Annotated in this window: 29 protein-coding genes and 1 tRNA gene; 16 read left to right on the top strand and 14 right to left on the bottom strand. The window is 66.7% G+C overall.

Going from position 1 to position 26250, the window contains the following annotated elements; translation table 11 throughout:
• Positions 1-106 precede the first annotated feature (106 nt).
• Genes phaR through ACW11F_RS02540 form a run of 3 tightly spaced genes read left to right on the top strand, consistent with a single transcriptional unit; the run spans position 107 to position 1549 of the window.
• Positions 107-595 (top strand): polyhydroxyalkanoate synthesis repressor PhaR, encoded by a 489-nt coding sequence (gene phaR / locus ACW11F_RS02550; protein ID WP_456995344.1) that lies wholly within the window; start codon positions 107-109, stop codon positions 593-595.
• 2 nt (positions 596-597) lie between these two features.
• The gene (gene phbB, locus ACW11F_RS02545; protein ID WP_456995343.1) at positions 598-1353 is read left to right on the top strand and encodes an acetoacetyl-CoA reductase; all 756 of its coding nucleotides are present in this window, start codon (positions 598-600) and stop codon (positions 1351-1353) included.
• Between the two features lie 25 nt (positions 1354-1378).
• The gene (locus tag ACW11F_RS02540) at positions 1379-1549 is read left to right on the top strand and encodes a hypothetical protein (protein WP_456995342.1); all 171 of its coding nucleotides are present in this window, start codon (positions 1379-1381) and stop codon (positions 1547-1549) included.
• 582 nt (positions 1550-2131) lie between these two features.
• Here ACW11F_RS02540 and ACW11F_RS02535 read toward each other — a convergent pair.
• The 5 genes from ACW11F_RS02535 to ACW11F_RS02515 all read right to left on the bottom strand — a co-directional run bounded on the left by ACW11F_RS02535 (position 2132) and on the right by ACW11F_RS02515 (position 7293).
• Positions 2132-2524 carry a hypothetical protein gene (locus ACW11F_RS02535; RefSeq protein ID WP_456995341.1) on the bottom strand — a complete coding sequence of 131 codons (393 nt, stop codon included), beginning with the start codon at positions 2522-2524 and terminating at the stop codon, positions 2132-2134.
• Positions 2525-2604: 80 nt separating this feature from the next.
• The gene (locus ACW11F_RS02530) at positions 2605-3414 is read right to left on the bottom strand and encodes a PoNe immunity protein domain-containing protein (RefSeq protein WP_456995340.1); all 810 of its coding nucleotides are present in this window, start codon (positions 3412-3414) and stop codon (positions 2605-2607) included.
• Positions 3415-3928: 514 nt separating this feature from the next.
• Positions 3929-4732, bottom strand: a complete 804-nt coding sequence (locus tag ACW11F_RS02525) for an amidohydrolase (RefSeq protein WP_456995339.1) — start codon at positions 4730-4732, stop codon at positions 3929-3931.
• Positions 4733-4785: 53 nt separating this feature from the next.
• The gene (msrA, locus tag ACW11F_RS02520; protein WP_456995338.1) at positions 4786-5994 is read right to left on the bottom strand and encodes a peptide-methionine (S)-S-oxide reductase MsrA; all 1209 of its coding nucleotides are present in this window, start codon (positions 5992-5994) and stop codon (positions 4786-4788) included.
• 156 nt (positions 5995-6150) lie between these two features.
• On the bottom strand, positions 6151-7293 hold the full coding sequence (locus ACW11F_RS02515; RefSeq protein ID WP_456995337.1) for a pyridoxal phosphate-dependent aminotransferase: 1143 nt from the start codon (positions 7291-7293) through the stop codon (positions 6151-6153).
• Between the two features lie 78 nt (positions 7294-7371).
• On the opposite strand from ACW11F_RS02515, the gene ccmA reads away from it, so the two are divergent.
• The 12 genes from ccmA (at position 7372) to ACW11F_RS02455 (ending at position 15750) form a co-directional block, all read left to right on the top strand.
• Positions 7372-8046, top strand: a complete 675-nt coding sequence (gene ccmA, locus ACW11F_RS02510; protein WP_456995336.1) for a heme ABC exporter ATP-binding protein CcmA — start codon at positions 7372-7374, stop codon at positions 8044-8046.
• Positions 8043-8717, top strand: a complete 675-nt coding sequence (ccmB, locus tag ACW11F_RS02505) for a heme exporter protein CcmB (RefSeq protein ID WP_456995335.1) — start codon at positions 8043-8045, stop codon at positions 8715-8717. Before ccmA ends, ccmB begins: the two co-directional genes overlap by 4 nt.
• Positions 8718-8880: 163 nt before the next feature.
• Positions 8881-9447, top strand: a complete 567-nt coding sequence (azu, locus tag ACW11F_RS02500; protein WP_456995334.1) for an azurin — start codon at positions 8881-8883, stop codon at positions 9445-9447.
• A 184-nt stretch (positions 9448-9631) separates the two neighbouring features.
• Complete coding sequence (gene ccmC / locus ACW11F_RS02495) at positions 9632-10408, top strand: heme ABC transporter permease CcmC (RefSeq protein WP_456995333.1); 777 nt, start codon at positions 9632-9634, stop codon at positions 10406-10408.
• Positions 10405-10569 carry a heme exporter protein CcmD gene (locus ACW11F_RS02490; RefSeq protein ID WP_456995332.1) on the top strand — a complete coding sequence of 55 codons (165 nt, stop codon included), beginning with the start codon at positions 10405-10407 and terminating at the stop codon, positions 10567-10569. The genes ccmC and ACW11F_RS02490 overlap by 4 nt, the downstream gene beginning before the upstream one ends.
• Positions 10566-11027, top strand: a complete 462-nt coding sequence (gene ccmE, locus ACW11F_RS02485) for a cytochrome c maturation protein CcmE (RefSeq protein WP_456995331.1) — start codon at positions 10566-10568, stop codon at positions 11025-11027. The genes ACW11F_RS02490 and ccmE overlap by 4 nt, the downstream gene beginning before the upstream one ends.
• Positions 11027-12955 (top strand): heme lyase CcmF/NrfE family subunit, encoded by a 1929-nt coding sequence (locus ACW11F_RS02480; protein WP_456995330.1) that lies wholly within the window; start codon positions 11027-11029, stop codon positions 12953-12955. Before ccmE ends, ACW11F_RS02480 begins: the two co-directional genes overlap by 1 nt.
• Positions 12952-13497 carry a DsbE family thiol:disulfide interchange protein gene (locus ACW11F_RS02475; RefSeq protein ID WP_456995329.1) on the top strand — a complete coding sequence of 182 codons (546 nt, stop codon included), beginning with the start codon at positions 12952-12954 and terminating at the stop codon, positions 13495-13497. The genes ACW11F_RS02480 and ACW11F_RS02475 overlap by 4 nt, the downstream gene beginning before the upstream one ends.
• 68 nt (positions 13498-13565) lie before the next feature.
• Positions 13566-13973 (top strand): cytochrome c-type biogenesis protein, encoded by a 408-nt coding sequence (locus ACW11F_RS02470; protein ID WP_456995870.1) that lies wholly within the window; start codon positions 13566-13568, stop codon positions 13971-13973.
• A 2-nt stretch (positions 13974-13975) separates the two neighbouring features.
• Entirely contained in the window at positions 13976-14971 is a 996-nt protein-coding gene (locus tag ACW11F_RS02465) for a tetratricopeptide repeat protein (protein ID WP_456995328.1), read from the top strand.
• A gap of 30 nt (positions 14972-15001) precedes the next feature.
• Positions 15002-15601 (top strand): cysteine dioxygenase, encoded by a 600-nt coding sequence (locus ACW11F_RS02460; protein WP_456995327.1) that lies wholly within the window; start codon positions 15002-15004, stop codon positions 15599-15601.
• A 62-nt stretch (positions 15602-15663) separates the two neighbouring features.
• A tRNA-Leu gene (locus ACW11F_RS02455) sits at positions 15664-15750 on the top strand.
• A 129-nt stretch (positions 15751-15879) separates the two neighbouring features.
• On the opposite strand, the gene ACW11F_RS02450 is transcribed toward ACW11F_RS02455, so the two are convergent.
• The 4 genes from ACW11F_RS02450 to ACW11F_RS02435 all read right to left on the bottom strand — a co-directional run bounded on the left by ACW11F_RS02450 (position 15880) and on the right by ACW11F_RS02435 (position 19475).
• Positions 15880-16332, bottom strand: coding sequence for a hypothetical protein (locus tag ACW11F_RS02450; protein ID WP_456995326.1), 453 nt, complete (start codon positions 16330-16332; stop codon positions 15880-15882).
• Positions 16333-16511: 179 nt separating this feature from the next.
• Positions 16512-17576: a class III poly(R)-hydroxyalkanoic acid synthase subunit PhaC gene (locus ACW11F_RS02445; protein ID WP_456995325.1), complete on the bottom strand. Its 1065-nt coding sequence runs from the start codon at positions 17574-17576 to the stop codon at positions 16512-16514.
• Position 17577: 1 nt separating this feature from the next.
• Positions 17578-18774, bottom strand: coding sequence for a class III poly(R)-hydroxyalkanoic acid synthase subunit PhaE (gene phaE / locus ACW11F_RS02440; protein WP_456995324.1), 1197 nt, complete (start codon positions 18772-18774; stop codon positions 17578-17580).
• A gap of 83 nt (positions 18775-18857) precedes the next feature.
• Positions 18858-19475 (bottom strand): CDP-alcohol phosphatidyltransferase family protein, encoded by a 618-nt coding sequence (locus tag ACW11F_RS02435; protein WP_456995323.1) that lies wholly within the window; start codon positions 19473-19475, stop codon positions 18858-18860.
• Positions 19476-19570: 95 nt separating this feature from the next.
• Between ACW11F_RS02435 and dinB the strand changes: the two genes are divergently transcribed.
• Positions 19571-20677 (top strand): DNA polymerase IV, encoded by a 1107-nt coding sequence (dinB, locus tag ACW11F_RS02430; RefSeq protein WP_456995322.1) that lies wholly within the window; start codon positions 19571-19573, stop codon positions 20675-20677.
• Position 20678: 1 nt separating this feature from the next.
• Here dinB and ACW11F_RS02425 read toward each other — a convergent pair whose 3' ends face one another.
• The 5 genes from ACW11F_RS02425 to truB all read right to left on the bottom strand — a co-directional run bounded on the left by ACW11F_RS02425 (position 20679) and on the right by truB (position 26241).
• Complete coding sequence (locus tag ACW11F_RS02425; protein ID WP_456995321.1) at positions 20679-21782, bottom strand: DUF5671 domain-containing protein; 1104 nt, start codon at positions 21780-21782, stop codon at positions 20679-20681.
• 162 nt (positions 21783-21944) lie between these two features.
• Positions 21945-24050 carry a polyribonucleotide nucleotidyltransferase gene (pnp, locus tag ACW11F_RS02420; protein ID WP_456995320.1) on the bottom strand — a complete coding sequence of 702 codons (2106 nt, stop codon included), beginning with the start codon at positions 24048-24050 and terminating at the stop codon, positions 21945-21947.
• Between the two features lie 149 nt (positions 24051-24199).
• Entirely contained in the window at positions 24200-24460 is a 261-nt protein-coding gene (gene rpsO / locus ACW11F_RS02415) for a 30S ribosomal protein S15 (RefSeq protein WP_456995319.1), read from the bottom strand.
• 197 nt (positions 24461-24657) lie between these two features.
• A complete protein-coding gene (locus ACW11F_RS02410; RefSeq protein WP_456995318.1) occupies positions 24658-25230 on the bottom strand; it encodes a hypothetical protein in 573 nt (190 codons plus the stop codon).
• Between the two features lie 54 nt (positions 25231-25284).
• Positions 25285-26241: a tRNA pseudouridine(55) synthase TruB gene (truB, locus tag ACW11F_RS02405; protein ID WP_456995317.1), complete on the bottom strand. Its 957-nt coding sequence runs from the start codon at positions 26239-26241 to the stop codon at positions 25285-25287.
• Between the last annotated feature and the right edge of the window lie 9 nt (positions 26242-26250).

Genomic DNA, 26250 nt, shown 5'->3' with positions numbered 1-26250 from the left:
GCTGAAGCACGCGTTCCTCGTTTCCCGGTTCCCTGCGCGTTCCCCGCGCCCTTGCGTCGCGTGCTGCGCTGCGCCATGCTGGTGTCATTCCACAGGGGACGCGCCCATGGGTACGCGAATCATCAAGAAATATCCCAATCGCCGGCTGTATGACACGGAGATCTCCAGCTACATCACGGTGGAGGACGTGCGCCAGCTGATCCTCGATGGCGAGGACTTCGAAGTACGCGACGCCAAGAGCGGCGAAGACCTGACCCGCCAGGTGCTGCTGCAGATCATCGCCGAGCAGGAGCAGGGAGGCGAACCGCTGCTCTCGACCCAGCTGCTCTCGCAGATCATCCGTTTCTACGGTGATTCGATGCAGGGCTTCATGGGCGATTATCTGGAACGCTCGATGGCGCTGTTCCTCGAACAGCAGAACCAGTTCCGCCAGCAGCTTGGCGGCCTGATGGGGCAATCGCCCTGGGACGTGATGAACCAGATGGCCGAGCGCAACCTGGACATGTGGGCGCAGTTCCAGAAGTTCATGGCCGGCCAGGGAACTGACGGCGATGGCAAGGGCGGCAACAAGACGGGCGGCAAGCGCGGGAAATGAGCATGCACAACACGAATTCCCAACGCCGGGTGGCGGTGGTCACCGGCGGACTGGGCGGCTTGGGCGTGTCCATTTGCCAATCACTCGCCCAAACCGGCTGCAAGGTGATCGCCGCCGACATCCACGCCACGCCCGAACGCATCGAGGCCTTCGAGACTGCACTGAGCGGACATGATGCCGAGTACCGGACCCTGGACGTGGCCGATTTCGACGCCTGCCAGGCGTTCGCCCGCGACGTGGAGGACACGTTCGGCAGCATCGACATCCTGGTCAACAATGCCGGCATCACCCGCGATACCACCCTGCGCAAGATGGATCCGGCGCAGTGGCAGGCGGTGATCGACATCAACCTTGGCGGTGCCTTCAACCTCAGCCGCCAGGTGGTCGAGGGCATGAGCGCGCGCGGCTTCGGCCGCATCATCAACATCAGCTCGGTCAATGGCCAGACCGGCCAGTTCGGCCAGACCAACTACTCCGCGGCCAAGGCCGGCCTGCACGGCTTCACCATGGCACTGGCGCGCGAGGTGGCACGCAAGGGCGTCACCGTGAACTCGATCTCCCCCGGCTACTGCGAAACCGCGCTGGTGATGGCGATGAACGACGACATCCGCGCCCGCATCGTCGAACAGGTGCCGGTCGGCCGCCTCGGGCAGCCGGCGGAAATCGCCCGCGCGGTGGCCTTCCTCGCCGCCGACGACGCCGGCTTCATCACCGGCGCCAACCTGCCGGTCAACGGCGGCCTGTTCATCAGCTTCTGACCCGCTTGCCCCACGGATTCCGCCAATGCGCCTGACCGCACCCGCCTTCGCCACCTGGATCATCGCCGTGCTGATCGGCGCACTGGCGCTTGCCGGCCGCCTCGGCTGGTTCCCCGCCGCCGCACCCTATGCCTTCTGGATGATGACCATCGCCTTCGGCATGCTGCTGGCCGGCACCGTGCTGCGCAGCCTGTAGCCGGCAACCCCGGCATCTCGCCTCTGCGGTCGGCACCCCGCCCCGCTCAGGCAGATGCCGCTGCGCGCTTCATCCACACCAAGGCGCGCAGCTGGAAATGCTCCGAAGCCGTTGAACCGCGCGCCCTCTCCAGTTGGGTACCGCTGCCGAGATGGCGCGTGCATCACGCCGCGAATCATGCTCTCGCCCACCTGGTGAATGGCAAGCCCGGGAAAGGCATGGCCCGGACACCCCGGGGGAAGCGTTCGGCGAAGGCATGACGAAACCTTCATCCGATATTGCGCGTGCGAGTCAGGATCCAATCAGCCTCGTACCGCAGACCGAGGCAATGACGGCATGTGAGAAACGACAATTGGCTGAGTCATGCCTCTCGCCCAGGCTGTCCAGCATCAGCAAATAAAGCTTGTTTATCAGCAATTTCTGTTGCTCAACGGGATTTTTCACCATCCACCTCCAATCAGCCACACTTGTCGCCGCATTGACAGCAACATTGCCAAGCCGGCAGCAGGCAGCCCCGGCTGCCACATCGACACGACACGCTCAAGTTGCCGCGTCATGTACTGATGGGCCAGCCTCCGTCTGTTATCCGGAGATATTGTTTCCGCCCCGGAACTCATAACAATCATTCAATCGCCTGTAGTCATCCTCATAGAATTCGCGATCACCAAATATGGTATCACTCTCCCGAATCACAAAATCAATCTGATGATCTATTGTGGGCAAACCATAATCCACGCGCTTCCGACGCGAGAAAATATCCATGAGAGCGCTGATTGAATATTCAAGATTTTCACCCGGAGGCCGCAGTGTCAACATGAAGCCGGGGCCATAGTATTTCTCGCAAACGAACGTCAAAACCCATCCCGACCTGAGAGAAAACGTGGCATCAAGCTCATGCTCACTGATGAGAGATGCGCCCAGCTCCCACAACCTGCGTTGCAAACTGCGATACATCCCATGATAATCACTGCGCATCATCCACTCCCACTTGTCCGCGTTAATGTACGAGGGCATTCACCTTCCCGCACTGAACTGCCTCCACTCGACCCACCCCCTCAATCGGGATAACGTGGAGAGCGGCCGTCTTGAATCAGATCGCCGGGATAGTTGGGATGATCCAGGCACAACGTGTCGTCGATATTGAACGCCTTGACGACGGCAACCGCCTCGATGCACCAGCGACCGAAATAGGCACCCCCCTCAAAGTTTTGATCGCCATATTCATACCAGTACGGCGTTCGCAGATAACGCTCGACTTTCTTATTCCCCGAATTCCTGAGGCTTTTGAACCAACCATCCACATAGCGACGCAACAGCAAAGGCGCATCTTGCGCATTGGCGTTGACGACATCCAACAGGCCAGCGTACGCCTTCGGGAAACAGAGATCAGGTCCAACACGCCGCCCGGCCTGCCTGCTGCCGATGACGCGATCCAGCAGCGCATCCTTTCCTTCATTGCCCATCAGCGCCACCAGGCGATTCCACTGGTCATCAGGAACTTCCAACGCCAGAGCCAAGCCCGTTAGCCAGAAGCAGTCCATGTAGTGGTGAAGATTAAGCGACCAATCATGACGCAACCTCTGCTCATGCTCACTCCATACATCTTTACCCAAAGCCTCTGCCTCCTCCCAGTTATCCAGGAGCCCTGGAAAATACCGGCGCAAAGGTTTCGTCGGGGCACCAGCAGAGTAGTACTGCAACATCAAGAGCAACCGCTTCCATGCGTAATCACGCACGTACTGAGGTTCGTAGCTGGCGTTGACCGCTGGCTGCTGAAGAATCTTCTCAACTTTGTCAATCCGCTCCTCAGAAAACTCTACCCACTCATTCCAATAGGCCAGGCTTCCCCTGCTATCGCGCTTCATCGACCACCTGCATCAAGAGCCTGCATGACCATCGGAGTACCCTCCTTCATCGACTGCATCCGGCGGGCAAACCCTGCGCTGGTCCTTATGGAAACGAAAGCCTTGCCGGCACATGCAATCCGTGTAGAAGTCTGACCTCTCGCGAGTTCCCACTCCCTTTCCAGTTCGGGCTCTGAACTCTTGAATTTCGGCGCCGCATACATCATGAGCATCCCCCCGCTCTTCTTCACTCGCACCCTCCTTGATCCAGGCCACGCAAGTCGGCTTCACAAGCACCTTGGGGCTGTCGGCAGAGTACTCCGGGCCACTGACACACGCTGCCAGCACGAGGGTGAGCATCCCCGCAATGCAACGTCGCTTTTTCATTATCCGTCCCCTGTGTCTTGCTTCGGTCCATGGTCGGCTCGATGCGCCCGCAGTCCTGCGTCACGTCACCCCCGGGGCCGCATGCACCGCATGATGCCCGGCTTTCCGCGCGTTGCTCGTGCGCGAGCCATGTTCGCCCGTGCGGCGATCAGTCCGCGGCGATGCTGAAACGATCACCGTCGCGCAGCGCGGTGAAGCGCTGGCGGAAGGCATGCAGCGCATCGCGCTCCAGCGTGGCGGTGACCACGCGTTCGCCACCGCCGCATTCGCGCACGCTGGCGCCCTGGAAATCGATCAGCGCGCTGTCGCCGCTGTAGTCGTGGCCGTTGCCGTCGCGGCCGACGCGGTTGACGCCGGCGACGAAACAGACATTCTCGATCGCGCGGGCACGCAGCAGGGTGTTCCACGCATGTGCGCGCACCGCCGGCCAATTGGCGACGAACAACGCGAGGTCGTAATCGGCGTCGTCCTTGCACTCGACATCCCAGCGGTTGCGAGCGAACACCGGGAAGCGCAGGTCGTAGCAGACCAGCGGGCAGATGCGCCAGCCGCGCCAGTCCAGCGTCAGCCGCTCGCGGCCGGCGGCGTAACGCTCGTGTTCTCGGGCGAAGGTGAACAGGTGGCGCTTGTCGTAATGCACCAGGCGGCCGTCGGGCATGGCAAAGAGCATGCGGTTGAACACCGCTTCGCCAACGCGCAGTTGCAGGCTGCCGGTGACCGCGGCATCGAGCCGGGCCGCCTGCTCGCGCATCCATGCCACGCTGGCGCCGTCCATGCCTTCGGCATCGTCGATGGCGTCGTTGGAAAAGCCGCTGGTGAAGGTTTCCGGCAGCACCACGAGGTCGCTGGCGCCGGCCAGCGGTGCGATCAGTTCGGCATAGTAGGCGCGATTGGCGTGCGGGTCGTGCCAGCGCGTATCGCCCTGGACCAAGGAGACTCGAAGTTCGTTCATGCCCGGATTATCGCCCAGACGCGGGCCACGCACGGTGCTGCCCGAGCATTGGCTCAGGGTTCGTCGGGGACGAACTTCAGCACGTTGCCGTTGATGCAGTAACGCTTGCCGGTGGGCGGCGGGCCGTCATCGAACACATGCCCCAGGTGGATGCCGGAGCTGGCCGAGAGCACCTCGACGCGGCGCATGCCGTGGCTGGTGTCCTCGCGCATCTGCAGGGCGCCCGGTACCGGGTTGAAGAAGCTCGGCCAGCCGCTGCCGCTTTCGAACTTGGCATCGGAGCGGAACAGCGGCGCGCCGGTGAGCGGATCGACATAGGTACCGGGACGGGTTTCATCCAGGTGCAGGCCGCTGCCGGGGATCTCGGTGCCCTGCTCGAAGGCGATGCGGCGCTGCTCCGGGCTGAGCAGGTGGAAGCCCAGCCAGCGCCAGAACTTCTGCGTCTCGCCGTCATAGCCGGTATAGCGCGCCACTTCGCGGCCCTGCTCGAACAGCACCATGGTCGGCGTGGCGAACAGCGCCTTGTCGAGCGTCCAGCCCTGCGGCGGCTGCGGCGAAAGCGTCGTCGCCACCGCGACCTCGGACTGCCAATGATCAAGCACGTCGGCACGGAAGCGCTCGCAATACGGGCAGCCCTCCGCTTCGAACACCACCAGCTGACGGCTCGCATCGAGCGTGGCGGGATCGAGCGCGGCATGGCCTTGCCCAGCGGCGGCATCCAGTGCATAGGCCACGCCGGTGCCACCGAGGCCGCAATAGCCGTCGGGGTTCTTGACCAGGTAATCCTGGTGATATTCCTCGGCACGCAGGTAGTGCTTGAGCGGCTCGATCTCGGTCACGATCGGGCCGTAGCCGGCGCGCGTCAGCGCCTGCTGGTAGGTGTCGCGGGTCTGCCGCGCCAGCAGTGCTTGTTCCTCGGTGGTGGTGTAGATCGCGCTGCGGTAATTGCTGCCGATGTCGTTGCCCTGCCCGTCCGCCTGGGTCGGGTCATGGTTCTCCCAGAACGCGACGAGGAGGCTGCCCAGATCGACGCGCGCCGGATCGAAACGCACCTTGACCACTTCGGCATGGTTGCGTGCGCTGGAGCGGCCGCTCTGGATCTCGCGCTCCAGCGCCAGCACGTCCTGATAGCCGGCTTCGCGCGCATCGCCATTGGCATAGCCCGATTCGACGTCGATCACGCCCGGAATCGCCGCCATGCGCTTTTCCGCGCCCCAGAAGCAGCCCATGCCGAACACGATGTACGGTGATTCATCCTGCATTTCATTCACTCCCTCAGGTGGGCCCGGCCGCGCTTGCGGCGGGCGCAGAAACAGCGCCGTCAGCAAGGCTGCGACGGCCAGTGCGAGCACGGCGGCGATGAGCTGGACCGGCTTCATGCCGATTGGACCGCAGCCGCGGCCTGCGGTTCCCGCACGTCAGAGTTTTTGCAGCCGCTCGATCGCCGCATCCAGGGTCGCCTCGCTCTTGGCAAAGCACAGCCGCAGCAGGCGCTGACCCGCAGGCGGCTCGGCGTAGAACGGCGAGAGCGGGATACCGGCGACGCCATGCTCGCGGGTCAGCCAGCGGCTGAATTCGGCGTCGTCGAGATCGCTCACCGCGGCGTAATCGACCAACTGGAAGTACCCGCCGGCCACCGGCAACGGGCGCAGGCGGGTGGTTTCGAGCTGCTGGCGGAAGCGGTCGCGCTTTTGCTGGTAGAACGCGCCGAGGTCGCGGTGGTGCGCGGGATCCTCGCGGATCATCTCGGCAAACGCGGTCTGCGCCGGATGGAAGGTGCAGAAGGTGTTGTACTGGTGCACCTTGCGCAATTCGGCGCTGAGTACCGGCGGCGCGATGGCATAGCCCACCTTCCAGCCGGTGCAATGGTAGGTCTTGCCGAAGCTGGAAATGACGAAGGCGCGCTCGCGCAACGCCTCGTGGCGCAGGGCCGATTCATGCCGCGCACCGTCGTACACGATGTGCTCGTAGACCTCGTCGGCGATCAGCCAGATGCCGGTATCGGCGACGATCGAGGCCAGGTCGCGCATGTCGTCCGCGTCCAGCATCGCGCCCGACGGATTGTGCGGCGTGTTGTAGATCAGCATGCGGGTCTTGGCGCCGATCGCCTCGCGCACGCGCTGCCAGTCGACCGCGAAGCTGCGTGCATCCAGCGGCACATGCACCGCGCGCGCACCGGCCAGCTCGATCGCCGGCTCGTAGCAGTCGTAGCAGGGATCGAGCACGATCACTTCGTCGCCGGCACGCACCACTGCCTGCACCGCGTCGAAGATTGCCTCCGAACCGCCGCTGGTGACGGTGATCTCGGTGTCCGGGTCCGGGCGATGGCCGTAGCACTCGAAGGTCTTGTCACTGATCGCCTGGCGCAGCGCCGGGGTGCCGGTCATCGGCGCGTACTGGTTGTCACCGCTTTGCATGGCGCGGGCCAGTGCGTCGATCAGGCGTTCGGGTGCAGGGAAATCCGGGAAGCCCTGGCCGAGGTTGATCGCGTCGTGCTGCAGCGCCAGCTGCGACATCACGCTGAAGATGTTGGTGCCGACCCTGGGAAGCTTGCTCTGCATCGGATTTTGCAATCTGGGGATTGGGATGAGTGTACGCGGCGGCGGTTAAGATGCCGCATCCATTGCCTGTCGTCCGCCGTGCCATCCACGTCCGTCCCGCCGCTGCTCGCCGTCCACGGCCTTGCGTTCTCGCGCAACGAGGAGCCGCTGTTCGGCCCGCTGGATTTCCACATCGAGGCCGGCGAAGCCCTGTTGCTGCGTGGCGACAACGGCGTGGGCAAGACCACCCTGCTGCGCATCCTCGCCGGCCTGCTGCGCAGCGAGGACGGGGAGTTGCGGATCGACGGGCAACCGGCCGGTGCCGAAGGCCGCGCCCATGCGATGGCCTATCTCGGCCACCTGCCCGCATTCAAGGCCGATCTTTCCGCGCTGGAAAATCTCGAGTTCCTGTGCGATCTGCATGGTCGGCGCAGCGAGCGCACGCTGGCCGGGGCCATGGCCGAGGTTGGGCTCGCCGGTTACGAGGACAGCTTGGCGCGCACGCTCTCGGCGGGACAGAAGAAACGCTTGTCGCTGGCGCGAATATGGCTTTCGCCGGCCCCGCTGTGGTTGCTCGACGAACCCTATGCCAACCTCGACCTCGACGGCATCGAACTGGTCAACCGCCTGATCGTCGACCATCTTGATGCTGGCGGCGCGGCACTGGTGACCACCCACGGTGCCTATGCCGCACCGCCGGTGCGCAGCCGTGAACTGGTGATGCGCCGCGCAACATGGCCGGCGGACACCGCCGACAACGGGGCGGCGCCATGATCGCCGCCGCCCGCGCCATGCTGCTGCGCGACCTGCGCCTGCTGTGGCGCCGGCGCGGTGATGCGCTGCAACCGGCCCTGTTCGCACTGCTGGTGGTGGTGCTGTTCGCGCTTGGCCTGGGTGATGAAAAGACCTTGCTGGCCAAGGTGGCGCCGGCGGTGCTGTGGCTGGCGGTGCTGCTTTCGGGCCTGCTCAGCCTGGACAGCCTGTTCCGCAGCGATGCCGAGGACGGCTCGCTCGACCAGTGGCTGCTGGCCCCGGTGCCGCTGTCCTGGCTGGTCGCGGTGCGCGTGTTCGGGCATTGGCTGACCACCGCGCTGCCGGTGTTGCTGGCGGTGCCGCTGCTGGCCGAACTGCTGCACCTGCCGCGCGCGCAGCTACCGCTGTTGCTGGCGACGCTGGCGCTGGGCACGCCGTTGCTGAGCTTGGTCGGCGCGGTGGTGGCCGCGCTCACCGTCGGCATGCGTCGCGCCGGCATCCTGCTGGCGCTGCTCGCCTTGCCGCTGTACGTGCCGGTACTGGTGTTCGGTGCCGGCTCGGTGGTTGCCGCCAGCCAGGGCCTCGACCCCAGTGGCGCACTGCTGTGGCTGGGCGCGGGACTGGCCGCGGCGCTGGTCCTGGCGCCGCCGACCACCGCGACCGCCCTGCGCATCGCCCACAGTGGCGGCTGAGGCGGGAAATCGTCGTTCTCTTGAGCCAAATCAACCAATTCCTAACATCCGTTGCAGGACAATGGCCGCCGACATGCACGGATGACGTTGTCCGCGACGGGGCAGCTGCTCCATCCCGCCTCACGCATCCGGCATGCATATTCCCAAGTACTGGAGATTCCCGATGAAACTGCAATCCACCCTGATCGCCGCTTCGGTCCTGCTGGCCCTGACCGCCTGCAGCAAGCCGGCCGAACCGGCCGCCGAGCCGGTGCAGCCGGCCGCCGAAGCTGCCCCGGCAGAAGCCGCACCGGCCGAACCGGTCGCGTCCGAAACCCCGGCCACCGACAGCGCCGCCCCGGCAGCTGCCAGCGGTGAATGTTCCTTCGACCTCGAAGGCAACGACGCCATGCAGTTCAACGCCAAGAACATCGACGTGCCGAGCAGCTGCGCTGAATTCACCATCAACCTCAAGCACGTCGGCACCATGCCGGTGGCCGCGATGGGCCACAACGTGGTGATCGCCAAGACCGGTGACATCAATGCCATCGCCGCCGATGGCGCCTCGGTGCAGCCCGACCACGTCAAGGCCGGCGACGAGCGCGTGATCGCGCACAGCAGCATGATCGGTGGCGGCGAGAGCACCTCGGTGACCTTCGAAGTGTCGAAGATTGCCGATGGCGGCTTCTCGTTCTTCTGCTCGTTCCCCGGCCATGCGCCGCTGATGAACGGCACGCTGACGGTCAAGTGATCGCCTGATCGCCGTTTTGCCGGACAGCCAGGCTGCCCGGCACCGCGAACGCCCGCCTCGCCGCGGGCGTTCGTCCATCTGTCATACCGCGACTGCCGGGTCGCCGGCTGTTATCCTTTGAGCCCTGATGCGCGGTCGTGCCGCGAGCCCGTCGGCCTGCGTGCCGACCTGTCCCGAAGCCCCGATGAATCCCCTCGTTCGCTGGTTCCACCAACTCGGCTCGCCCCCCTACTTCGATCGCTTCGCGGCGCGCTGGGCGCCGTGGTGCTACGGCGTGGGCTTGGCGGTGATGCTGCTCGGCGTGGCCTGGGCGCTGAACTGGCTGGCCCCGCTGGGCACGCGCTTCCACGTGCCGGCCGATTACCAGCAGGGCGACAGTTTCCGCATCCTCTACATCCACGTGCCGGCGGCGTGGATGAGCCTGGGCGTGTTCGCCGGCATGGCGCTGTATGCCGCCATCGCGCTCATCTGGCGCATCAAGCTGTGCGAAATCCTGGCCATGGCCTGCGCCGCCCCCGGCGCCGCATTCACCGTGGTCACGCTGGTGACCGGGATGATCTGGGGTCGGCCGATGTGGGGCACGTGGTGGGACTGGGATCCGCGCCTGACCACCGAGCTCATCCTGCTGTTCCTCTACCTCGGCGTGATCGGCCTGTACCACGCGATCGAGGATCGCCGCGCCGCCGCGCGCGCCGCCTGCCTGCTGGCGATCGTCGGCGTGGCGCTGCTGCCGGTGATCCGCTATTCGGTGGTGTGGTGGAACTCGCTGCACCAGGCGCAGACCATCCGCGTATTCGGCCAGTCCAGCATGGACTCGAGCATGCTGGCACCGCTGCTGGTGATGACGCTGGGTACCCATGTATGGTTCGTCGGCTCGCTGCTGGCGCGCGCCCGCGCCGACAACCTGCGCCGCGAGGCCGGCAAGGACTGGGTGCGCCGCGCTGCGGAGGCCCGCGCATGAATTATCGCGAATACGTCATCGCCGCCTATGCGGTATTCGCCCTGATGCTGCTGTGGGACTGGTTCGCGCCGCGCCTGCAGATCGCGCGCGCGTTGCGCGCCGCCCGCCAACTGGCGCAACGCCGTGCCGCGCGCACGGCACAAGGAGAGTCACGTCGATGAATCCCGTCCGCAAGCGTCGCCTGATGTATGTCCTGCTGATCCTGGCCGGGGCCGCCATCGCGGTGGCCCTCGGTGCGATGGCATTGCAGCGCAATGTCGCCTATCTGTACACGCCGAGCGAAGTGCTGCGCGGCGAAGCCGGCGAGCATGCACGCTTCCGTCTTGGCGGGATGGTGGCCAAGGATTCCTTCCGTCGCGAGAGCGGATCGATGGAAGCACACTTCCTGGTCGATGACGGGGATGCGCGGCTGCCGGTGGTGTATAGCGGCATCCTGCCCGACCTGTTCCGCGAGGATCAGGCGGTGGTCGCCACCGGCCGCATGCAGGACGGCGTGTTCGTGGCCGAGCAGGTGCTGGCCAAGCACGACGAAACCTACATGCCGAAGGAAGTCGCCGACAAGATGGGCGTGGCGCATCGCAAGCATGGCGTCGATGACGCCCAGGCCGGCAGCGACTGATGCTGCCCGAACTCGGCCATTTCGCGCTGTGCCTGGCACTGCTGGTGGCAGTGCTGCAGAGCGTGCTGCCGTTGCTGGGCGCGCACCGTGGCCGCAGCGACTGGATGGCGCTGGCACGTCCCGCCGCCTATGCGCAACTGGCGCTGATCGCGTTCGCCTTCGCGGTGCTGACCCACGCCTTCATGCGCAGCGATTTCTCGGTGCTGTACGTGGCCACCAACAGCAACTCGCTGCTGCCGATGATCTACCGCATCACCGCGGTCTGGGGCGCGCACGAAGGCTCGCTGCTGATGTGGCTGCTGGTGCTGGCCGGCTGGAGTGCTGCGGTGGCGGCGTTCTCGCGCCATCTGCCGCTGCCGGTGGTCGCGCGCGTGCTCGGTGTGCTCGGCATCGTCGCGGTCGGCTTCCAGTCACTGCTGCTGTTCACCAGTGATCCGTTCGAGCGCCTGCTGCCGGCCGCGCTCGAAGGCCGTGACCTCAACCCGCTGCTGCAGGATCCGGGCATGATCCTGCATCCGCCGATGCTGTACCTGGGCTACGTCGGCTTCGCGGTGCCGTTTGCCTTCGCCATCGCCGCCCTGCTCGATGGCCGCGTCGACGTGCGCTGGCAGCGCTGGACGCGCCCGTGGACCAACATCGCATGGGGCTTCCTCACCCTCGGCATCGGCCTGGGCAGCTGGTGGGCGTATTACGAGCTGGGCTGGGGCGGCTGGTGGTTCTGGGACCCGGTGGAAAACGCCAGCTTCATGCCGTGGCTGGTCGGTGCCGCCTTGATCCACTCGCAGGCGGTCACGGAAAAGCGCGGCAGCTTCGCCAGCTGGACCCTGCTGCTGGCGATCGCCGCTTTCTCGCTGTCCCTGCTCGGCACCTTCCTGGTGCGTTCGGGTGCGATCACCAGCGTGCACGCGTTCGCCGCCGATCCCGGGCGCGGCCTGTTCATCCTCGGCTACCTTGCCGTGGTGGTCGGTGGCTCGTTGCTGCTGTATGCGCTGCGTGCGCCGGGGGCCACGCCGGAAGCACGCCCGTTCGCGCCGTTCTCGCGCGAGGTGCTGCTGCTGATCAACAACCTGCTGCTGGCGGTGGCCACCGCGATGGTGCTGCTCGGCACCCTGTACCCGATGCTGGCCGATGCCCTCGACCTCGGCAAGGTGTCGGTCGGACCGCCCTATTTCTCGCTGATGTTCCTGCTGCTGATGGCACCGCTGGTGCTGCTGCTGCCGCTGGGCCCCCTGACCCGCTGGCAACGTGAGCAGGCGCGGCCGGTCATCGCTGCGCTCGTGCCATGGGCGGTGCTGGCGCTGGTCGCCGGGGCCGTGGCCTGGTGGCTGGCACCGCAGGGCGCGCTCAAGACCGGCGTCGGCGTCGCGGCCGCGGTCTGGGTGCTGGCCGGCACCGGCCACTTCACCTGGCAACGCCTGGCCCGCAGCGGACGCATGACGCGGGAAATGGCCGGCATGGCACTGGCCCACTTCGGCGTCGGCCTGTTCCTCGCCGGCGCGCTGCTCAATGCCGCGCTCAATGAACAGCGCGAACTGGCCATGGCGCCCGGTCAAAGCATCGAACTGCACGGCGACAGCTACCGCTTCGACGGCGTGGAAAGCCGACGCGGCCCGAACTACATCAGTGAACTGGGCAGCGTCACGCTCAGCCGCGACGGGCGCGAGATGGCGGTGCTGCACCCGGAAAAACGCAGCTATGCCAGCGGCGGCCAGGTGATGACCGAGGCTGCAGTGCACGGCGGCCTGCTGCGTGATCGCTACGTGGCATTGGGTGAGCCGCTGGGCGATGGGCATTGGGCGCTGCGCGTGCACAGCAAGCCGATGATGGCCTTCATCTGGCTGGCCGCGATCCTGATTGCACTGGGCGGCTTCGTCACCGCCGCCGATCGCCGCTTCTACCGTTACCGCGAGGAGGATCCGGGCCAATGAAAAGCAACCGCTGGCTGCCATTCGCCATCTTCGCGCTGCTGCTGGCCTTGCTGGCCGCCGGCGTGTGGATGAGCCGCAACCCCGACCGCGACGCCCTGCCCTCGCCGCTGATCGACAAGCCGGCGCCGGAATTCGCCCTGCCCGACCTGTTCGATCCCGGGCGTACCGTGACCCTGGGCGAGCTGCGTGGCGCGCCCTTCCTGCTCAATGTCTGGGGCAGCTGGTGCGTGGCCTGCCGTGACGAGCACCCGGCACTGACCGCATTCGCCGAAACCAAGCGCCTGCGCGTGATCGGCTACAACTGGAAGGACGAACCCGAGGACGCCAAGCGCTGGCTGGAGCAGCTCGGCAATCCCTATTTCATGGTGCTGCAGGACATCGAAGGCCGCACCGCGCTGGACTTCGGCATCTACGGCGCGCCGGAAACCTTCCTCATCGACGGCCAGGGCATGATCCGCTGGAAGCACGTGGGCGTGCTGACCCCGCAGATCATCGAGGAGAAGATGCTGCCGGTGCTGGCACAGGTGGAGCGCGGCAGGTGAAGAAGATGATCGCCCGCATCCTGCGCCAGCCGCACGCCCTGATCGCCTCCCTGCTGCTGGCGTTCGCCATGCTCGGTGGCGCGGCTGCCCTGGCCCAGGTGCAGGGCGACCTGGCACCGCCGGTATTCCGCGACGAGTTCGAGGAGGTGCGCTTCCGCAACCTCACCCATGAGCTGCGCTGCGTGATGTGCCAGAACCAGTCGCTGGCCGACTCCAACGCCGACATCGCCCGCGACCTGCGCAACGAGGTACTGGCGCTGATGCGCCAGGGCAAGACCGATGCCGAGATCCGCGATTTCATGGTCGCGCGCTATGGCGAATTCGTGCTGTACAAGCCGCGCCTGCAAGGGGCCACGCTGTTGCTCTGGTTCGGCCCGCTGCTGCTGTTGCTGGCCGGCGGATTCCTGCTGTGGAAGCTGCTGCAGCGCCATGCCCGACGCACGCCGGCGACGCCCGAGCCGGATCAGGAGTGGTGAGCATGGGTCTGTTCATTGCCGCCGCTGCCGTGCTGGCCGTGCTCACCCTGGGCCTGGTGCTGCGCCCGCTGCGCGGCGATCGCGCGACGGTGCTCGGCCTTGCCGTCGTGCTGCTCAGCGGCAGCGCCCTGCTCTACTGGACCCTGGGAACTCCGGATGCGCTGAATCCGGACAACCTGCGCCCGCCCGAAACACCCGCCGAAGCACGCGCCCTGCTGGAGAAGCGGCTTGCCGAAGTACCCGACGATGCCGAGGCTTGGCGCGTGCTCGGACATATGCACCTTGCCGAAGACCAGGTCGAGGATGCCGCACGTGCACTCGCCCGCGCGGCGGAACTGCAGCCGGACAATCCCGACGTGCTGGTCGAGGCCGCCGAAGTGCGGGCGCGGGCGCGCGAGGATCGTCATTTCGATGCCACCTCGGTGGCGTGGCTGGAACAGGCGCTGCGCCTGCAGCCGCAGCATGCACGCGCACGCCTGTACCTCGGCGTGAGCCAACGCCAGGCCGGTCGCCCCGCTGATGCCGCGGCGACCTGGGAGCCGCTGCTCGCCGGTGCCAGCGGCAATGCCGCCACGGCACTGCGCGAGCAGATCAATGACGCCCGCCGCGAAGCCGGCCTGCCGCCGCTGGCGGAAGAATCCGCCAGCGACCAAGCCGGCCTGCCGATCGAAGTGCGGCTGGCACCGGCCCTGGCTGCACGCAGCGACCTTGGCCCCGACAGCGTGGTGTTCGTCAGCGTGCGTGAAGCCGGCGGCGCGCCGATGCCGGTCGCTGCGCGACGCCTGCGGCTTTCCGAGCTGCCGGCGAGCATCACCCTGGGCGATGGCGACAGCCCGATGCCCACGCGCACGCTCTCGCAGGTGCGCGAAGTCGAGGTCAGCGCGCGCCTGTCGGCCAGCGGCAGCGTCGAGCGCGGCGAGGGCGACATCGAATCCGCGCCCGTGCGCATCACCCTGCCGGCAAGTACACCGGTACGGCTGGAACTGGGCGCCGATTGAGCCCGTGGTGTGGCTTGCTACACTGCCTGCATGCCTGCCCAAGCTCTTTCCCTCACCGATTTCCCCGGCCGCGAGCGGTTGATCGCCGCGGTCGATGATGCGGTCGCACTGGGCAACTGCCCGGCCATCGTGCAGCGCCTGCGCCACAACCTGTGCACCTTGATGCGCGAACAAGCGGTGCACCTGCCGGCCTGCATCCACGATGCCCTGCCCGACCGCTATGCGCGTCGCGAACTGCATCGCAGCCGCGAGCATGGCTATGCCATCGTCGCCATGACCTGGGGCCCGGAACAGGGCACGCCGATCCACGACCACGCCGGCCTGTGGTGCGTGGAAGGCGTGTGGAACGGGCAGCTGGAAATCACCCAGTACGATCCGGTCGAGCGCGAGGGCGATGACGTGCGCTTCATCGACACCGGCAGCCTGATCGCCGGGCCGGGCTCGGCAGGCAGCCTGATCCCGCCGCACGAGTACCACGCCATCCGCAACCCGAGCACCGACGAAGTCGCCGTTTCGCTGCACATCTATGCCGAACCGATGACCGCCTGCGGCGTGTTCGCACCGAGCCCGCGCGGCCCCGGCTGGTACCGCCACGCCGAACGCTCGCTGCAACTGGACGCCGCGGCCTGAGTCACCGATTCGATCGCGACACCCACCCATGGCGCCCGCGCGCCGCTATACTTGCCCTCCGCGCCGGAGTGGCGGAACTGGTAGACGCAGCGGATTCAAAATCCGCCGCCCTTGAAAGCGTGCGGGTTCGAGTCCCGCCTCCGGCACCAGGCCCATGCGCCTGTCTTCGTCGCCGTGGCCGGCGATGCCTGCAACATCCTCTCCCTGCCTTGGCTGCCACTTGCAGCCGCGTCGGCATGTCGGCGCTCACGCAGCAATGCGCGAGTACCCGGTCGCGATCAATCCCGCGCCGGCCACCATGGCCACCAGCCGCGGCCGGTGGCGGCGTAGCGGTCGGCGGCGCGCTCCAGCGGATTGCGCGCGCTGATGCCGCCCAGCAGCAGGTACAGTGGCAGGAACAGCGGGCCCAGCAGCATTGCCTGATGCACATGCGCGCGCTCGTGGTCGCCGAGGCGGATGCGCGGCTCCTCGCAGTGGCCGGCGCGATGGGCATAGGTCAGGCATTGCGCGTCCAGTGCACCGTCGGTGGCGAGGATGCAATTGCCCAGTGTCATCGCTCCGCCCGGCCCCCAAGGGTAGTGCTCGAACACCAGCGCCAGCTCGCGCGCGGACCAGCGCGGACGTGCGCCGAAAGGCAGCGCGAGCAGCCCGGCAAGCAGGCCAAGTACGGTATTGGGCGTGGCCCAGAGCACGCCAAGGATGTGCAACAGGATGCTGCCGAGACGCCGCATCACCAAGTGCAAACGGCGTGACGGGACACGGGCGGGACGGTGTTGCAAACGGTCAGGCCGCCTGTGGCACCTGACCCGTGCATGCAGCCGTCGCCATCACGCCGCGATGCCAGCCATCCGCGCGCCGCGGCAATGCGCGCGCATCCGCACCTGCAGCACGTGCAAGCGGACGCCACGGCTCAGCGTGCGCGCAGCCAGCGGTGGATCGTTTCCGGCACTTCCTTCTGCGCCCGGCTGGACACGTAGATGCCGATGTGGCCACCGCGGAAACTCATCTCGGTGTAGTCCTCGCTGCCGACCAGATCCTTCAGCGGGCGCGAGGCATCCGGCGGCACCAGATGATCCTGCTCGGCAAAGATGTTGAGCACCGGCATGTCGACGAAACCGAGATCGACATCTTCCCCGCCGATCCGCACCCCACCATTGATGAAACCGTTGGCCTGGTAGAACTGCTTGATGAACTGACGGAAGGCTTCGCCGGCCTGATCGGGCGAATCGAAGATCCACTTCTCCATGCGCAGGAAATCCTCCATCGCCTTGGCGTCGTCGAGGATGTCGAGCATGCCGACGTACTTCTGCAGATTGAGACGGAACGGCTTGAGCATCAGGTAGGACCAGTTCATCAGGTCGGCCGGCACGTTGCCCAGCGTGTCCACGAACAGGTCGATGTCGAGCCCGCGGGTCCAGTTGGAAAGCATGTTGTCCGGGGTCTGGAAGTCCACCGGCGTGACCATGGTGATGAGGTTGCGCACCTTGTGCGGATTGAGCGCGGCATAGCACAGCGCCAGCACCCCGCCCTGGCAGATGCCGAGCAGGTTGACGCCGGAGACGCCATGCGCCTCGCACAGATGATCGACCGCGCCGCCGATGAAGCGCTGGATGTAGTCCTCCAGATCAAGCCAGCGGTCGGAGCGGTCCGGGTAGCCCCAGTCGATGACGTAGATGTCCTCGCCGCGCTCCAGCAGGCCGCGCACCAGTGAACGGTTGTCCTGCAAATCGATCATGTAGGGCCGGTTGACCAGCGCATAGCTGACCAGGATCGGCACCCGCGCGGTCGGCGCCCTGGGGCCGACGAAGCGGTACAGCACGGTCTTGCCGTCGCGCCAGACCTCTTCACGCTCGGTGGCACCGTAATCGAAGTCATCCACCTCGCGCAGCGTTTCCAGCCCCGCGGCCAGCTTGGCCTGGATGCGCAGGGCTTCGTTGGCAAGTTCCTCGGGGGTCAGCTTGAGCGGGCTTTTCATTTCAACGGCTCCGTTTCACGGCCTTCGCGGCCTTCTTGCGTACCGGGCTGCGCTTGGCCGCGGTCTTGCGGGCCGCCGGCTGCTTTGCAGCGGCCTTGGCCACCTTGCTTACCTGCTTGCCGGCCTTCTTGGCCACTTTCCGGGTCGCGACCTTGCGCGCCGGCGTCTTGCGCGCAGGTGCTGTCCGTCGTGGCGCGTCCGCGCTTTCGCCGCGCTGCAGGCGGCGCAGCGCGCGCTCCAGTTCGGCGATCTTGCGGTGCGCCGCCTCGATCTCGGTGCGCGTGGGCATGCCGAGCATGCCGGAGAAGCGCTCGATCTCGCCCTGCACGTCCCGGCGCAGTTGCATCTGCGTATTCACCATGCGCCCGTAGACATCACGGTAATCGGGCGAAAGCGCCATCTTCGCGAAGGCATCTTCGGCCGCATCGATCCACAGGTCGAACAAGGCCCGTGCGCTGGTGATTTCCTCGCCCGGCGCTTCATGACGTGCCAGCAGTTCCTCGAAACGACGAAACGCCTCTTCGCTCGACTTGGCCAGCAGCGCATTGTGCTCGGCCAGGCGGTCCTGGTAGTCGAGCTGGGCCTGGAACAGGCGCTGCAGACGCTCCTGGTGTTCGCGCGTCACGCCGAAGGTGGGCATGTCGAGCCAATCGCGTGCTTCGGCGCGCCATTGCGCCAGCATCGGTTGCACGCCCTCGTACCAGTGTTCGAAGCCATGCATCTGCGGCGACTGCATGGCACGGAACATTTCCAGCCAGGCATTGCCGCCCTTGTCCTGCAACATCGCCTTCCAGCGCTCGGCGATCTCGCTGGCGGACAGCGCCTGACCGGCAAGCTGTGCCGACAACACCTGCATGCGTGCGAACCAGTCACCGGCCTGGGCCTGGAAACGGCCCAAGGTGTCATGCACGGTGCCGGCCATGCCCGCCTGTGCAGGTTGTGCGCCGAGCGCCGAGGCCATGCGCGCCCATTGGCCGAGCATTTGCTGCCAGGCTCCCATCGGCGGCATGGCGCCGCCGATGCCGGCGGCAAACGGCGAGCCGGCGAAGGCAGGTGATCCGAAGCCGGGCATCGAGAAACCACCTGACGCGAACGGCGAGCCGCCATCGCCGCCCGCCGCCTGGCGCATCATCTGGTTCCACCCGCTCCAGTACTGCCGGGCCAATGCCTCGAAATCACCAGGCCAATCCGCTTGCATCAGCTCGCTCCGTTCGGTTTGCTCCGGATGCTAGCACGCAGCGATCACGCGCCGATTGCGACCTTCGCCGCACTTCTCCGCGCTCACGGCTTGGGAATGCGCAGGGTCTTGCTGATCATCAAGGAGCCCGACAGCGCGAACATCAGCACCAGTGGATGCAACTGCCACGGCCCCAGGCGCACGACGCCGCCCCACAGGTGCTCGCCGATCGCACCCTGCCAGGCGGCGATGGCCAGCACCACCACCAGCGCAAGGCTGGTCGGGATCGGCGTGCCCTCGAAATACGGCACCTTGCCTTCATCGCCCGCCAGCTGCTCGGCGGTGACGTTGTAACGCGCCAGACGCGACACCCCGCAGCCGACGAAGTAACTCAGCACCACCCAGTCCCAGCCGCCCTGCATGCCGCAGGCATAGGCCAGCGCGGCAGGCGCGACGCCGAAGGAAATCACGTCGGCCAGTGAATCCAGTTCCCGGCCCAGGGTCGAAGCCACCTTGCGCCAGCGCGCCACGCGGCCGTCCAGCGCATCGAAAATGAAAGCCAGCGGGATCAGTGCCATGCCCCACAGCAACATGTCGCGCTGTCCGTCCTGCAGGTAGCGCATCGCGGCGAAGATCGCCCCGGTGCCGCAGAACGCATTGGCCAGGGTGAACCAGTCGGCGAGGTGGAATTCGCGCAACATCGAGAAGTGGCGTTGTTTCATCGTCGATCCGGAGACAGGCCTGCCGGCAGCATAGCGCCGGCTCCGTGCACGCCGCTTCAGCGTTGTGCAGGCGGGGTTTGGGCGACAATGAAGGCATGCCCGTGCCCCGCAAGATCATCCATGTGGACATGGATGCGTTCTATGCCTCGGTCGAGCAGCGCGACGATCCGACGCTGCGCGGCCGGCCGCTGGTGGTGGCCTGGCGCGGTGCGCGTTCGGTGGTCTGTGCGGCCAGTTACGAGGCGCGACGCTTCGGCGTGCGCTCGGCGATGCCGGCGTTGCGCGCCGAGCGGCTGTGCCCGCAGGCGGTGTTCGTGCCACCGGACTTCCCGCGCTACAAGGCGGTATCGCGGCAGATCCGCGCGATCTTCGCCCGCCATACCGACCTGATCGAGCCGTTGTCGCTGGACGAGGCGTATCTGGACGTCACCCGGCCGAAGCAGGACCTGGGCAGCGCCACCGCCATCGCCCGGCGCATCCGCGACGAGATTCGTGCCGAAACCCGGCTGACCGCCTCGGCCGGGATTGCACCCAACAAGTTCCTCGCCAAGATCGCCAGCGACTGGAACAAGCCCGATGGCCAGTTCGTGATCAAGCCGCACCAGGTCGATGCCTTCCTCGCGACCCTGCCGCTGGGCCGCCTGCCGGGCGTGGGCAAGGTCACCGAAAACCGGCTCAAGGCGCTTGGCCTTGCCACCTGCGCCGACGTGCGCGCCTGCGATGCCGAATGGCTGGAGCAGCAGTTCGGCCGCTGGGGCCGGCGCCTGCACCAGCTGGCGCACGGCATCGACTTGCGCCCGGTCGAACCGGAGCGTGCACCGCTGCAGATCAGCAGCGAAGACACCTTTGCCGAGGACCTGCCACTGCAAGCGTTGGACGATGCGATCACGCAGCTGGCGGCAAAGACCTGGGCCGGCTACCAGCGCGAGCGCGAGCGGCGTCCGCAGCGGCATGCGCGCACCGTGGTGCTCAAGCTCAAGACTGCCGACTTCCGCAATCTGACCCGCTCGCTGACCGGCTCCGAGCCACCCGCGGATGCCGCCGAATTGGCCGCGATTGCCGGTGCGCTGCGCCAGCGCGTGGACCTGCCCGCCGGCACCCTGTACCGGCTGGTCGGCGTGGGCTTGGCCGGCTTCGAGGACGAGGACGTCAGCCAGCCATCGCTGCGCTTCGGCTCGCCACAAGGAACGGAAGCGGACTGAATCAGTCCACGGGCGGTTCCTGCGCCTCGCGTGCCCTGGCGCGGTCGGCGGCCTCGATGCGGCGGTCGAAACAGGTGCGGCCGATGCCATGCGCCCAGTCCACACGCACCGGCACCACGCGGCGACCGCCGCGGCGCTCGCCGCTGTCGGTGACGAAGCTGGCACACAGGCGGAAGCGCCCGTCGTCCTCGCGCACGTAACCGTAGGCTTCACCGGTTTGCGGATCGGCAAGGCTGAGGCCGAGGCCGGGGCGTTCGGCCAGTGCCTCGAGGCTTTCAGGCAGTGCGGCGTGGCTGCGGTAATGGCTGCGGATCGCGCTTTCCAGATCCTGCAGGTCGCCGATGCGGCGCATGTCCATGCGCTGGTCGCGCTGCGTGGCCGGGCTGCCCATCAGCAGGAAGCCGCCGATCAGCGCCCCGACCGCAGCGATGCCGGCACCGATCAGCAGGCGCCGGCCCAGCGCATTGACCGCCGGCGCGCTGCCTTCCTCGCGGCGCAGGTCCAGCAGATAGAAGCCGAACACGCTGCCGGCGATCATGCCCACCACCAGCACCTTGAGCACGAAGCGCAGGGTCAATTCGCCGCCGAGCAGGTTGTACACCAGCGCGGTCAGGTCACCGATGATCGCGGCCGCGCTGACGAACAGGGTCAGGTAGGTCAGCCAGCGCCGCACCGGCGAGAAGCGCTTGATCGGCGCCCGCTCGGTCTCGCGGGTCAGGCGCGCGGCCAGCCAGGCGAACAGCGGGAAGGCGATGATCAGCGAGGCGGTGGAAAAGCGGGTCGAGGCAAAGAAGGCATAGTCGCGCTCGCTGGCATCGGGCAAGGCCGCATTGATCAGGTCGAACAGCAGGCTGCCGAGGTGGTAGCAGAGGAAATACAGCAGCGAGAACAGCACCAGGTAGAGAAAGGCATCGCGCGCCGACAGCGATGCGCGCGGGCGCGGCACCGGCACCGGGAAATCGACTTCGGCCCAGTCGTCCAGCACCCCGGCCAATTGCTCGTCGCTCCAGCCGGCCTCGCGCAACGCCGAGCGGATCGCTTCGCGCGATTGCCCGGCCAGCAGTGCATCACGCACGAATCGATCCAGTTCGCTGTTGCCGGCCATGCACCTGCTCCTCGGGAATACGGCGATCACCCTACCCCTTGCCATGCCGCATCGGCAAGCGCTCAGCCACACATGCATTGATGCGGCAGCACGGGCGGCGCAAACGAAAACGGCGGGCCGAAGCCCGCCGTTTTCTGAAGTGGCGCATGCCGATCGGCGCGATTACTCGCTGACGCCCTCGCCTTCCTCGACCGCCTTCATCGACAGGCGGATGCGGCCCTGCTTGTCCACTTCCAGCACCTTGACCTTGACCACGTCGCCTTCGCTCAGCTTGTCGCCGACCTTCTCCACGCGCTCGTTGGAGATCTGCGAGACGTGGACCAGGCCGTCCTTGCCCGGCAGGATGGTGACGAAGGCGCCGAAGTCCATGATCTTGGCGACCTTGCCTTCGTAGATCTTGCCCGGCTCGACGTCCGAGGTGATCTGCTCGATGCGCGCCTTGGCGGCCATCGCCGCGGCATTGTTGACCGAGGCGATGGTGATGGTGCCGTCGTCCTGGATGTCGATCTGGGTGCCGGTTTCCTTGGTGATGCCCTGGATGGTGGCACCGCCCTTGCCGATCACCTCGCGGATCTTGTCCGGGTGGATCTTGATGGTCAAAAGGCGCGGGGCGTACTCGGACAGCTCCTCGCGCGGCGCGGTCAGCGCCTTGGCCATCTCGCCGAGGATGTGCAAACGGCCGTCCTTCGCCTGCGCCAGCGCGGTGCGCATGATTTCCTCGGTGATGCCCTGGATCTTGATGTCCATCTGCAGCGCGGTGATGCCCCGCTCCGAGCCGGCCACCTTGAAGTCCATGTCGCCGAGGTGATCCTCGTCACCCAGGATGTCCGACAGCACCACGTAGTCGTCGCCTTCCTTGACCAGGCCCATGGCGATGCCCGCCACCGGACGCTTGACCGGCACGCCGGCATCCATCAGCGCCAGCGAGGAGCCGCAGACCGAGGCCATCGACGAGGAGCCGTTGGACTCGGTGATCTCCGACACCACGCGCACCGTGTACGGGAACTCCTCCAGGCTCGGCATCATCGCCAGCACGCCGCGCTTGGCAAGGCGGCCATGGCCGATCTCGCGGCGCTTGGGCGCGCCGAAGCGGCCGGTTTCGCCCACCGAGTACGGCGGGAAGTTGTAGTGGAACAGGAAGTTCTCCTTCCACTCGCCACCGACGTCGTCCATGATCTGGCCGTCGCGCGCGGTGCCCAGCGTGGTCACCACCAGCGCCTGGGTTTCACCGCGGGTGAACAGCGCCGAGCCGTGCACACGCGGCAGCACGCCGACCTTGACGCTGATCGGGCGCACATCGGCCAGGCCACGACCGTCGATGCGCTTCTTGGTGCTCAGCACCGACTGGCGCATGGTCTGGTATTCCTGCTCGCCGAACTCCTTGAACAGGTCGGCGATCTTCCAGCCCTCGGCCTCGGCCTTGGGCGAGAGGTGGTCGGCGATGTCCTGGCGCAGCACGTTGATCGCGTCGCGGCGATCCAGCTTGTCGATGATCTGGAATGCCTGCTTGAGCTTGTCGCCGATGTTCTGCACCAGCTCGCCGACCATGCCTTCGTGCTTCGGCGGGGCTTCCCACTCGGCGGCGGTGACGCCGGCTTCGGCGACCATCTCGTTGATCGCGGCGATCGCCGCCTGCAGTTCGCCATGCCCGGCCATGACCGCGCCCAGCATCACGTCTTCGGACAGCTCCCTGGCTTCGGATTCGACCATCAGCACCGCATCGCGGGTGCCGGCGACCACCAGATCCAGCTCCGAGCCTTCCATCTGCGAGACGGTCGGGTTGAGCAGGTACTGGCCGTTCTTGTAACCGACCCGGGCCGCGGCGATCGGGCCCTGGAACGGGCTGCCGCACAACGCCAGTGCCGCCGAGGCACCGATCATCGCCAGCACGTCGCCTTCCACTTCCGGGTTCAGCGACATCAGGGTGGCGATGATCTGCACCTCGTTGCGGTACTCGTCGGGGAACAGCGGGCGGATCGGGCGGTCGATCAGTCGGCTGGTCAGGGTTTCCTTCTCGGTCGGGCGCCCTTCGCGCTTGAAGAAGCCGCCGGGAATGCGGCCGCCGGCGTAGAATTTCTCCTGGTAGTCCACCGTCAGCGGGAAGAAGTCCTGGCCTTCGCGCGCGGCCTTGGCCACCACGGCGGTGGCGAGCACCACGGTGCCATCGCAGGACACCATGACCGCGCCGCCGGCCTGACGGGCGATTTCGCCGGTTTCGAGGGTGACGGTCTTGCCGCCGTACTGGAAGGTCTTGGTGATCTTGGACACTGTGTTTCCTGATGATTCCTGCGGATGAACCGGCGGACCCCTGCCCGCGCGGCGCGATGATGTTGCCTTGGGTGGAACGATGCTGCGATGTTGCGGATGTCGCACAAAACAAACCGCGGCGCTGGATGGCGCCGCGGTCGGTACGGGTCTCAGCGACGCAGGCCCAGCTTCTGGATCAGCGCGCGATAACGCTCGGCATCCTTGCGATGCAGGTAGTCGAGCAGGCTGCGGCGGCGGTTGACCAGCTTGAGCAGGCCGCGACGGCTGTGGTGGTCCTGCTTGTGCACCTTGAAGTGCTCGGTGAGCTGCTGGATGCGGGCGGTCAGCAGGGCGACCTGGACTTCCGGCGAACCGGTGTCGTTGGCGCCACGCTTGTTGTCTTCGATGATCTTGGCGGTGTCGATGGACATGATGTCTCTCTGGGAAGATGCGAAACCGGCAGGAACATCCCACGCCAAAACTAGACGGGACGCACCGCGGGTTCGCCGTGAACGAAAGGTGAGTGTTGCCGTGAAAACGGCGCGCAAATTGTAGCCGCTGCCGCCCCACGCGGCAAGGCGCGGCATGTATGCATCGGCGTTGCAGTGCCGCGGATCATGCGCCGGCTTCAGTCCGGCCCCTGTCCGGCGGCCTGTTGCGCCTGCGCTTTCAGTGCCTCGACCAGGCCGGTCATGTCCCCCTTGAGCAAGGCGCGCCAGCCTTGCGGCGTCCTGCGCAGGCTGACCACATCCATCCTGCTGACGCGCACACCTTGCGCGCTGGCGGTGGAACGGGTCACCACATGGCGCAGATCGTCACCCTCGGCCACGCTGCCGATGATCTGGGCAGCTTCCACCATGCCGCCACTGGTGCGCATCAAGCCGGTCATGAAACTGGCGAAGAACTCCGCATCGCTGACGCCGGACAGCGCGTCGGCCGACTCGACATCAAACAGCGTGCCCAGCAATGCAGCGCGTGCTTCCGCGGGCGTGGTCTCGATCAGGGGCGCCAGCATGGCGCGGAAATCCTGCAATGCCTGCGGGTCGAACCACGCGGCGGCGGCGTTCCAGTCACCCGCCATCATCGAGGTGTTCATCGCCGCTACGACGCTTTCCGGCGTGTCGGTGGTTGCGTGTTGCGCACGCGCAACCGGCAGTCCGAGCGCCAGCACGATGGCCAGCAGAAAGTTCAGGGTTTTCATCAGGAGTCCGGCAGCAGGCTGGCGTGACTATAGCGCGAGTGCCGGAACGGAAGCTCAGGCCGGTGCTTGCTGCCCCGCGGCCCAGATGAACAGGCGTTTGCCGCGCAGCGTGCCCGCCTCGTCCACTTCGGCGATGCCCAGTGCGCGGCCGTCGGCATCGCAGGCGGCCACTTCGCCGCGCTGGCGGAATGGCCCCGGCAACCGCTGGCCCTGCGCGAACCTGAGTTGCTGCGCTTCGCTCAGGCGCACTTCCGGCCATGCCACCATGCCGGCCTCGATCGGCAGCAGACAGGCATCCAGATGGTGCTCGCCACGCTCGGCCATCGCCTGCAGCGCCTCCAGCGTCCACATCCGCGGCTCGCGGAACGGGTCCACCCACAACCGGCGCAGTTCGGCCACGTGCGCGCCGCAGCCGAGCCGCTCGCCCAGGTCACGCACCAGCGCCCGCACGTAGGTACCGCTGCCGCATTCCACGTGCAGGCGCAGCTTGGGTTCGGGATCGAGCAGGTCGGCGGCCGATTGCAGGCTGAACTCGTGGACGTCGACCTCGCGCGGCTCCAGCTCGATCGGCTCGCCGCGGCGCGCCTTGGCATACAGCGGCTCGCCGCCTCGCTTGAGCGCGGAGTAGATCGGCGGCACCTGGCGGATGCGCCCGCTCAGTTCGGCCAGCGCCGCGTCGATGCGCGCGATGTCCAGCGCCGGCACCGGGCGGCGGCGCAGCACCTCGCCTTCGGCATCATCGGTATCGGTGGTCACGCCCAGCCGGGCCACGGTTTCGTAAGCCTTGCGCGCGCCGAGCAGACCGCCAGCGATCTTGGTCGCCTCGCCGAAGCAGATCGGCAACAGGCCGGTGGCCAGCGGATCCAGCGCGCCGGTATGTCCCGCTTTCTCGGCACGGAACAGGTGGCGCACGCGCTGCAGGGCCTGGTTGGAACTGGGGCCACGGGCCTTGTCCAGCAACAGGATGCCATGCAACTTGCGGAAGCGATGGCGCGTACGCGGCTTGCTCATGGCGCCATT

The sequence above is a fragment of the Luteimonas sp. e5 genome (assembly GCF_054031035.1).
This window is presented reverse-complemented; position numbering and strand designations above follow the sequence as displayed.

Bases quoted from the DNA above. Each gene is read 5' to 3' on its own strand.
- ccmB (WP_456995335.1), top strand. From the start codon at position 8,043: ATGATCGCCGCCGCCCGCGCCATGCTGCTGCGCGACCTGCGCCTGCTG.
- ACW11F_RS02465 (WP_456995328.1), top strand. From the start codon at position 13,976: ATGGGTCTGTTCATTGCCGCCGCTGCCGTGCTGGCCGTGCTCACCCTG.
- phbB (WP_456995343.1), top strand. From the start codon at position 598: ATGCACAACACGAATTCCCAACGCCGGGTGGCGGTGGTCACCGGCGGA.
- ACW11F_RS02435 (WP_456995323.1), bottom strand. From the start codon at position 19,475: ATGAAACAACGCCACTTCTCGATGTTGCGCGAATTCCACCTCGCCGAC.
- phaE (WP_456995324.1), bottom strand. From the start codon at position 18,774: ATGCAAGCGGATTGGCCTGGTGATTTCGAGGCATTGGCCCGGCAGTAC.
- ccmC (WP_456995333.1), top strand. From the start codon at position 9,632: ATGAATCCCCTCGTTCGCTGGTTCCACCAACTCGGCTCGCCCCCCTAC.
- rpsO (WP_456995319.1), bottom strand. From the start codon at position 24,460: ATGTCCATCGACACCGCCAAGATCATCGAAGACAACAAGCGTGGCGCC.
- ACW11F_RS02425 (WP_456995321.1), bottom strand. From the start codon at position 21,782: ATGGCCGGCAACAGCGAACTGGATCGATTCGTGCGTGATGCACTGCTG.
- ACW11F_RS02515 (WP_456995337.1), bottom strand. From the start codon at position 7,293: ATGCAGAGCAAGCTTCCCAGGGTCGGCACCAACATCTTCAGCGTGATG.
- ACW11F_RS02475 (WP_456995329.1), top strand. From the start codon at position 12,952: ATGAAAAGCAACCGCTGGCTGCCATTCGCCATCTTCGCGCTGCTGCTG.
- ccmE (WP_456995331.1), top strand. From the start codon at position 10,566: ATGAATCCCGTCCGCAAGCGTCGCCTGATGTATGTCCTGCTGATCCTG.
- phaR (WP_456995344.1), top strand. From the start codon at position 107: ATGGGTACGCGAATCATCAAGAAATATCCCAATCGCCGGCTGTATGAC.
- msrA (WP_456995338.1), bottom strand. From the start codon at position 5,994: ATGCAGGATGAATCACCGTACATCGTGTTCGGCATGGGCTGCTTCTGG.
- ACW11F_RS02535 (WP_456995341.1), bottom strand. From the start codon at position 2,524: ATGCGCAGTGATTATCATGGGATGTATCGCAGTTTGCAACGCAGGTTG.
- azu (WP_456995334.1), top strand. From the start codon at position 8,881: ATGAAACTGCAATCCACCCTGATCGCCGCTTCGGTCCTGCTGGCCCTG.
- ACW11F_RS02445 (WP_456995325.1), bottom strand. From the start codon at position 17,576: ATGAAAAGCCCGCTCAAGCTGACCCCCGAGGAACTTGCCAACGAAGCC.
- ACW11F_RS02460 (WP_456995327.1), top strand. From the start codon at position 15,002: ATGCCTGCCCAAGCTCTTTCCCTCACCGATTTCCCCGGCCGCGAGCGG.
- ACW11F_RS02480 (WP_456995330.1), top strand. From the start codon at position 11,027: ATGCTGCCCGAACTCGGCCATTTCGCGCTGTGCCTGGCACTGCTGGTG.
- dinB (WP_456995322.1), top strand. From the start codon at position 19,571: ATGCCCGTGCCCCGCAAGATCATCCATGTGGACATGGATGCGTTCTAT.
- truB (WP_456995317.1), bottom strand. From the start codon at position 26,241: ATGAGCAAGCCGCGTACGCGCCATCGCTTCCGCAAGTTGCATGGCATC.
- ACW11F_RS02525 (WP_456995339.1), bottom strand. From the start codon at position 4,732: ATGAACGAACTTCGAGTCTCCTTGGTCCAGGGCGATACGCGCTGGCAC.
- ACW11F_RS02410 (WP_456995318.1), bottom strand. From the start codon at position 25,230: ATGAAAACCCTGAACTTTCTGCTGGCCATCGTGCTGGCGCTCGGACTG.
- ACW11F_RS02470 (WP_456995870.1), top strand. From the start codon at position 13,566: ATGCTCGGTGGCGCGGCTGCCCTGGCCCAGGTGCAGGGCGACCTGGCA.
- ACW11F_RS02490 (WP_456995332.1), top strand. From the start codon at position 10,405: ATGAATTATCGCGAATACGTCATCGCCGCCTATGCGGTATTCGCCCTG.
- ACW11F_RS02530 (WP_456995340.1), bottom strand. From the start codon at position 3,414: ATGAAGCGCGATAGCAGGGGAAGCCTGGCCTATTGGAATGAGTGGGTA.
- ACW11F_RS02540 (WP_456995342.1), top strand. From the start codon at position 1,379: ATGCGCCTGACCGCACCCGCCTTCGCCACCTGGATCATCGCCGTGCTG.
- ACW11F_RS02450 (WP_456995326.1), bottom strand. From the start codon at position 16,332: ATGCGGCGTCTCGGCAGCATCCTGTTGCACATCCTTGGCGTGCTCTGG.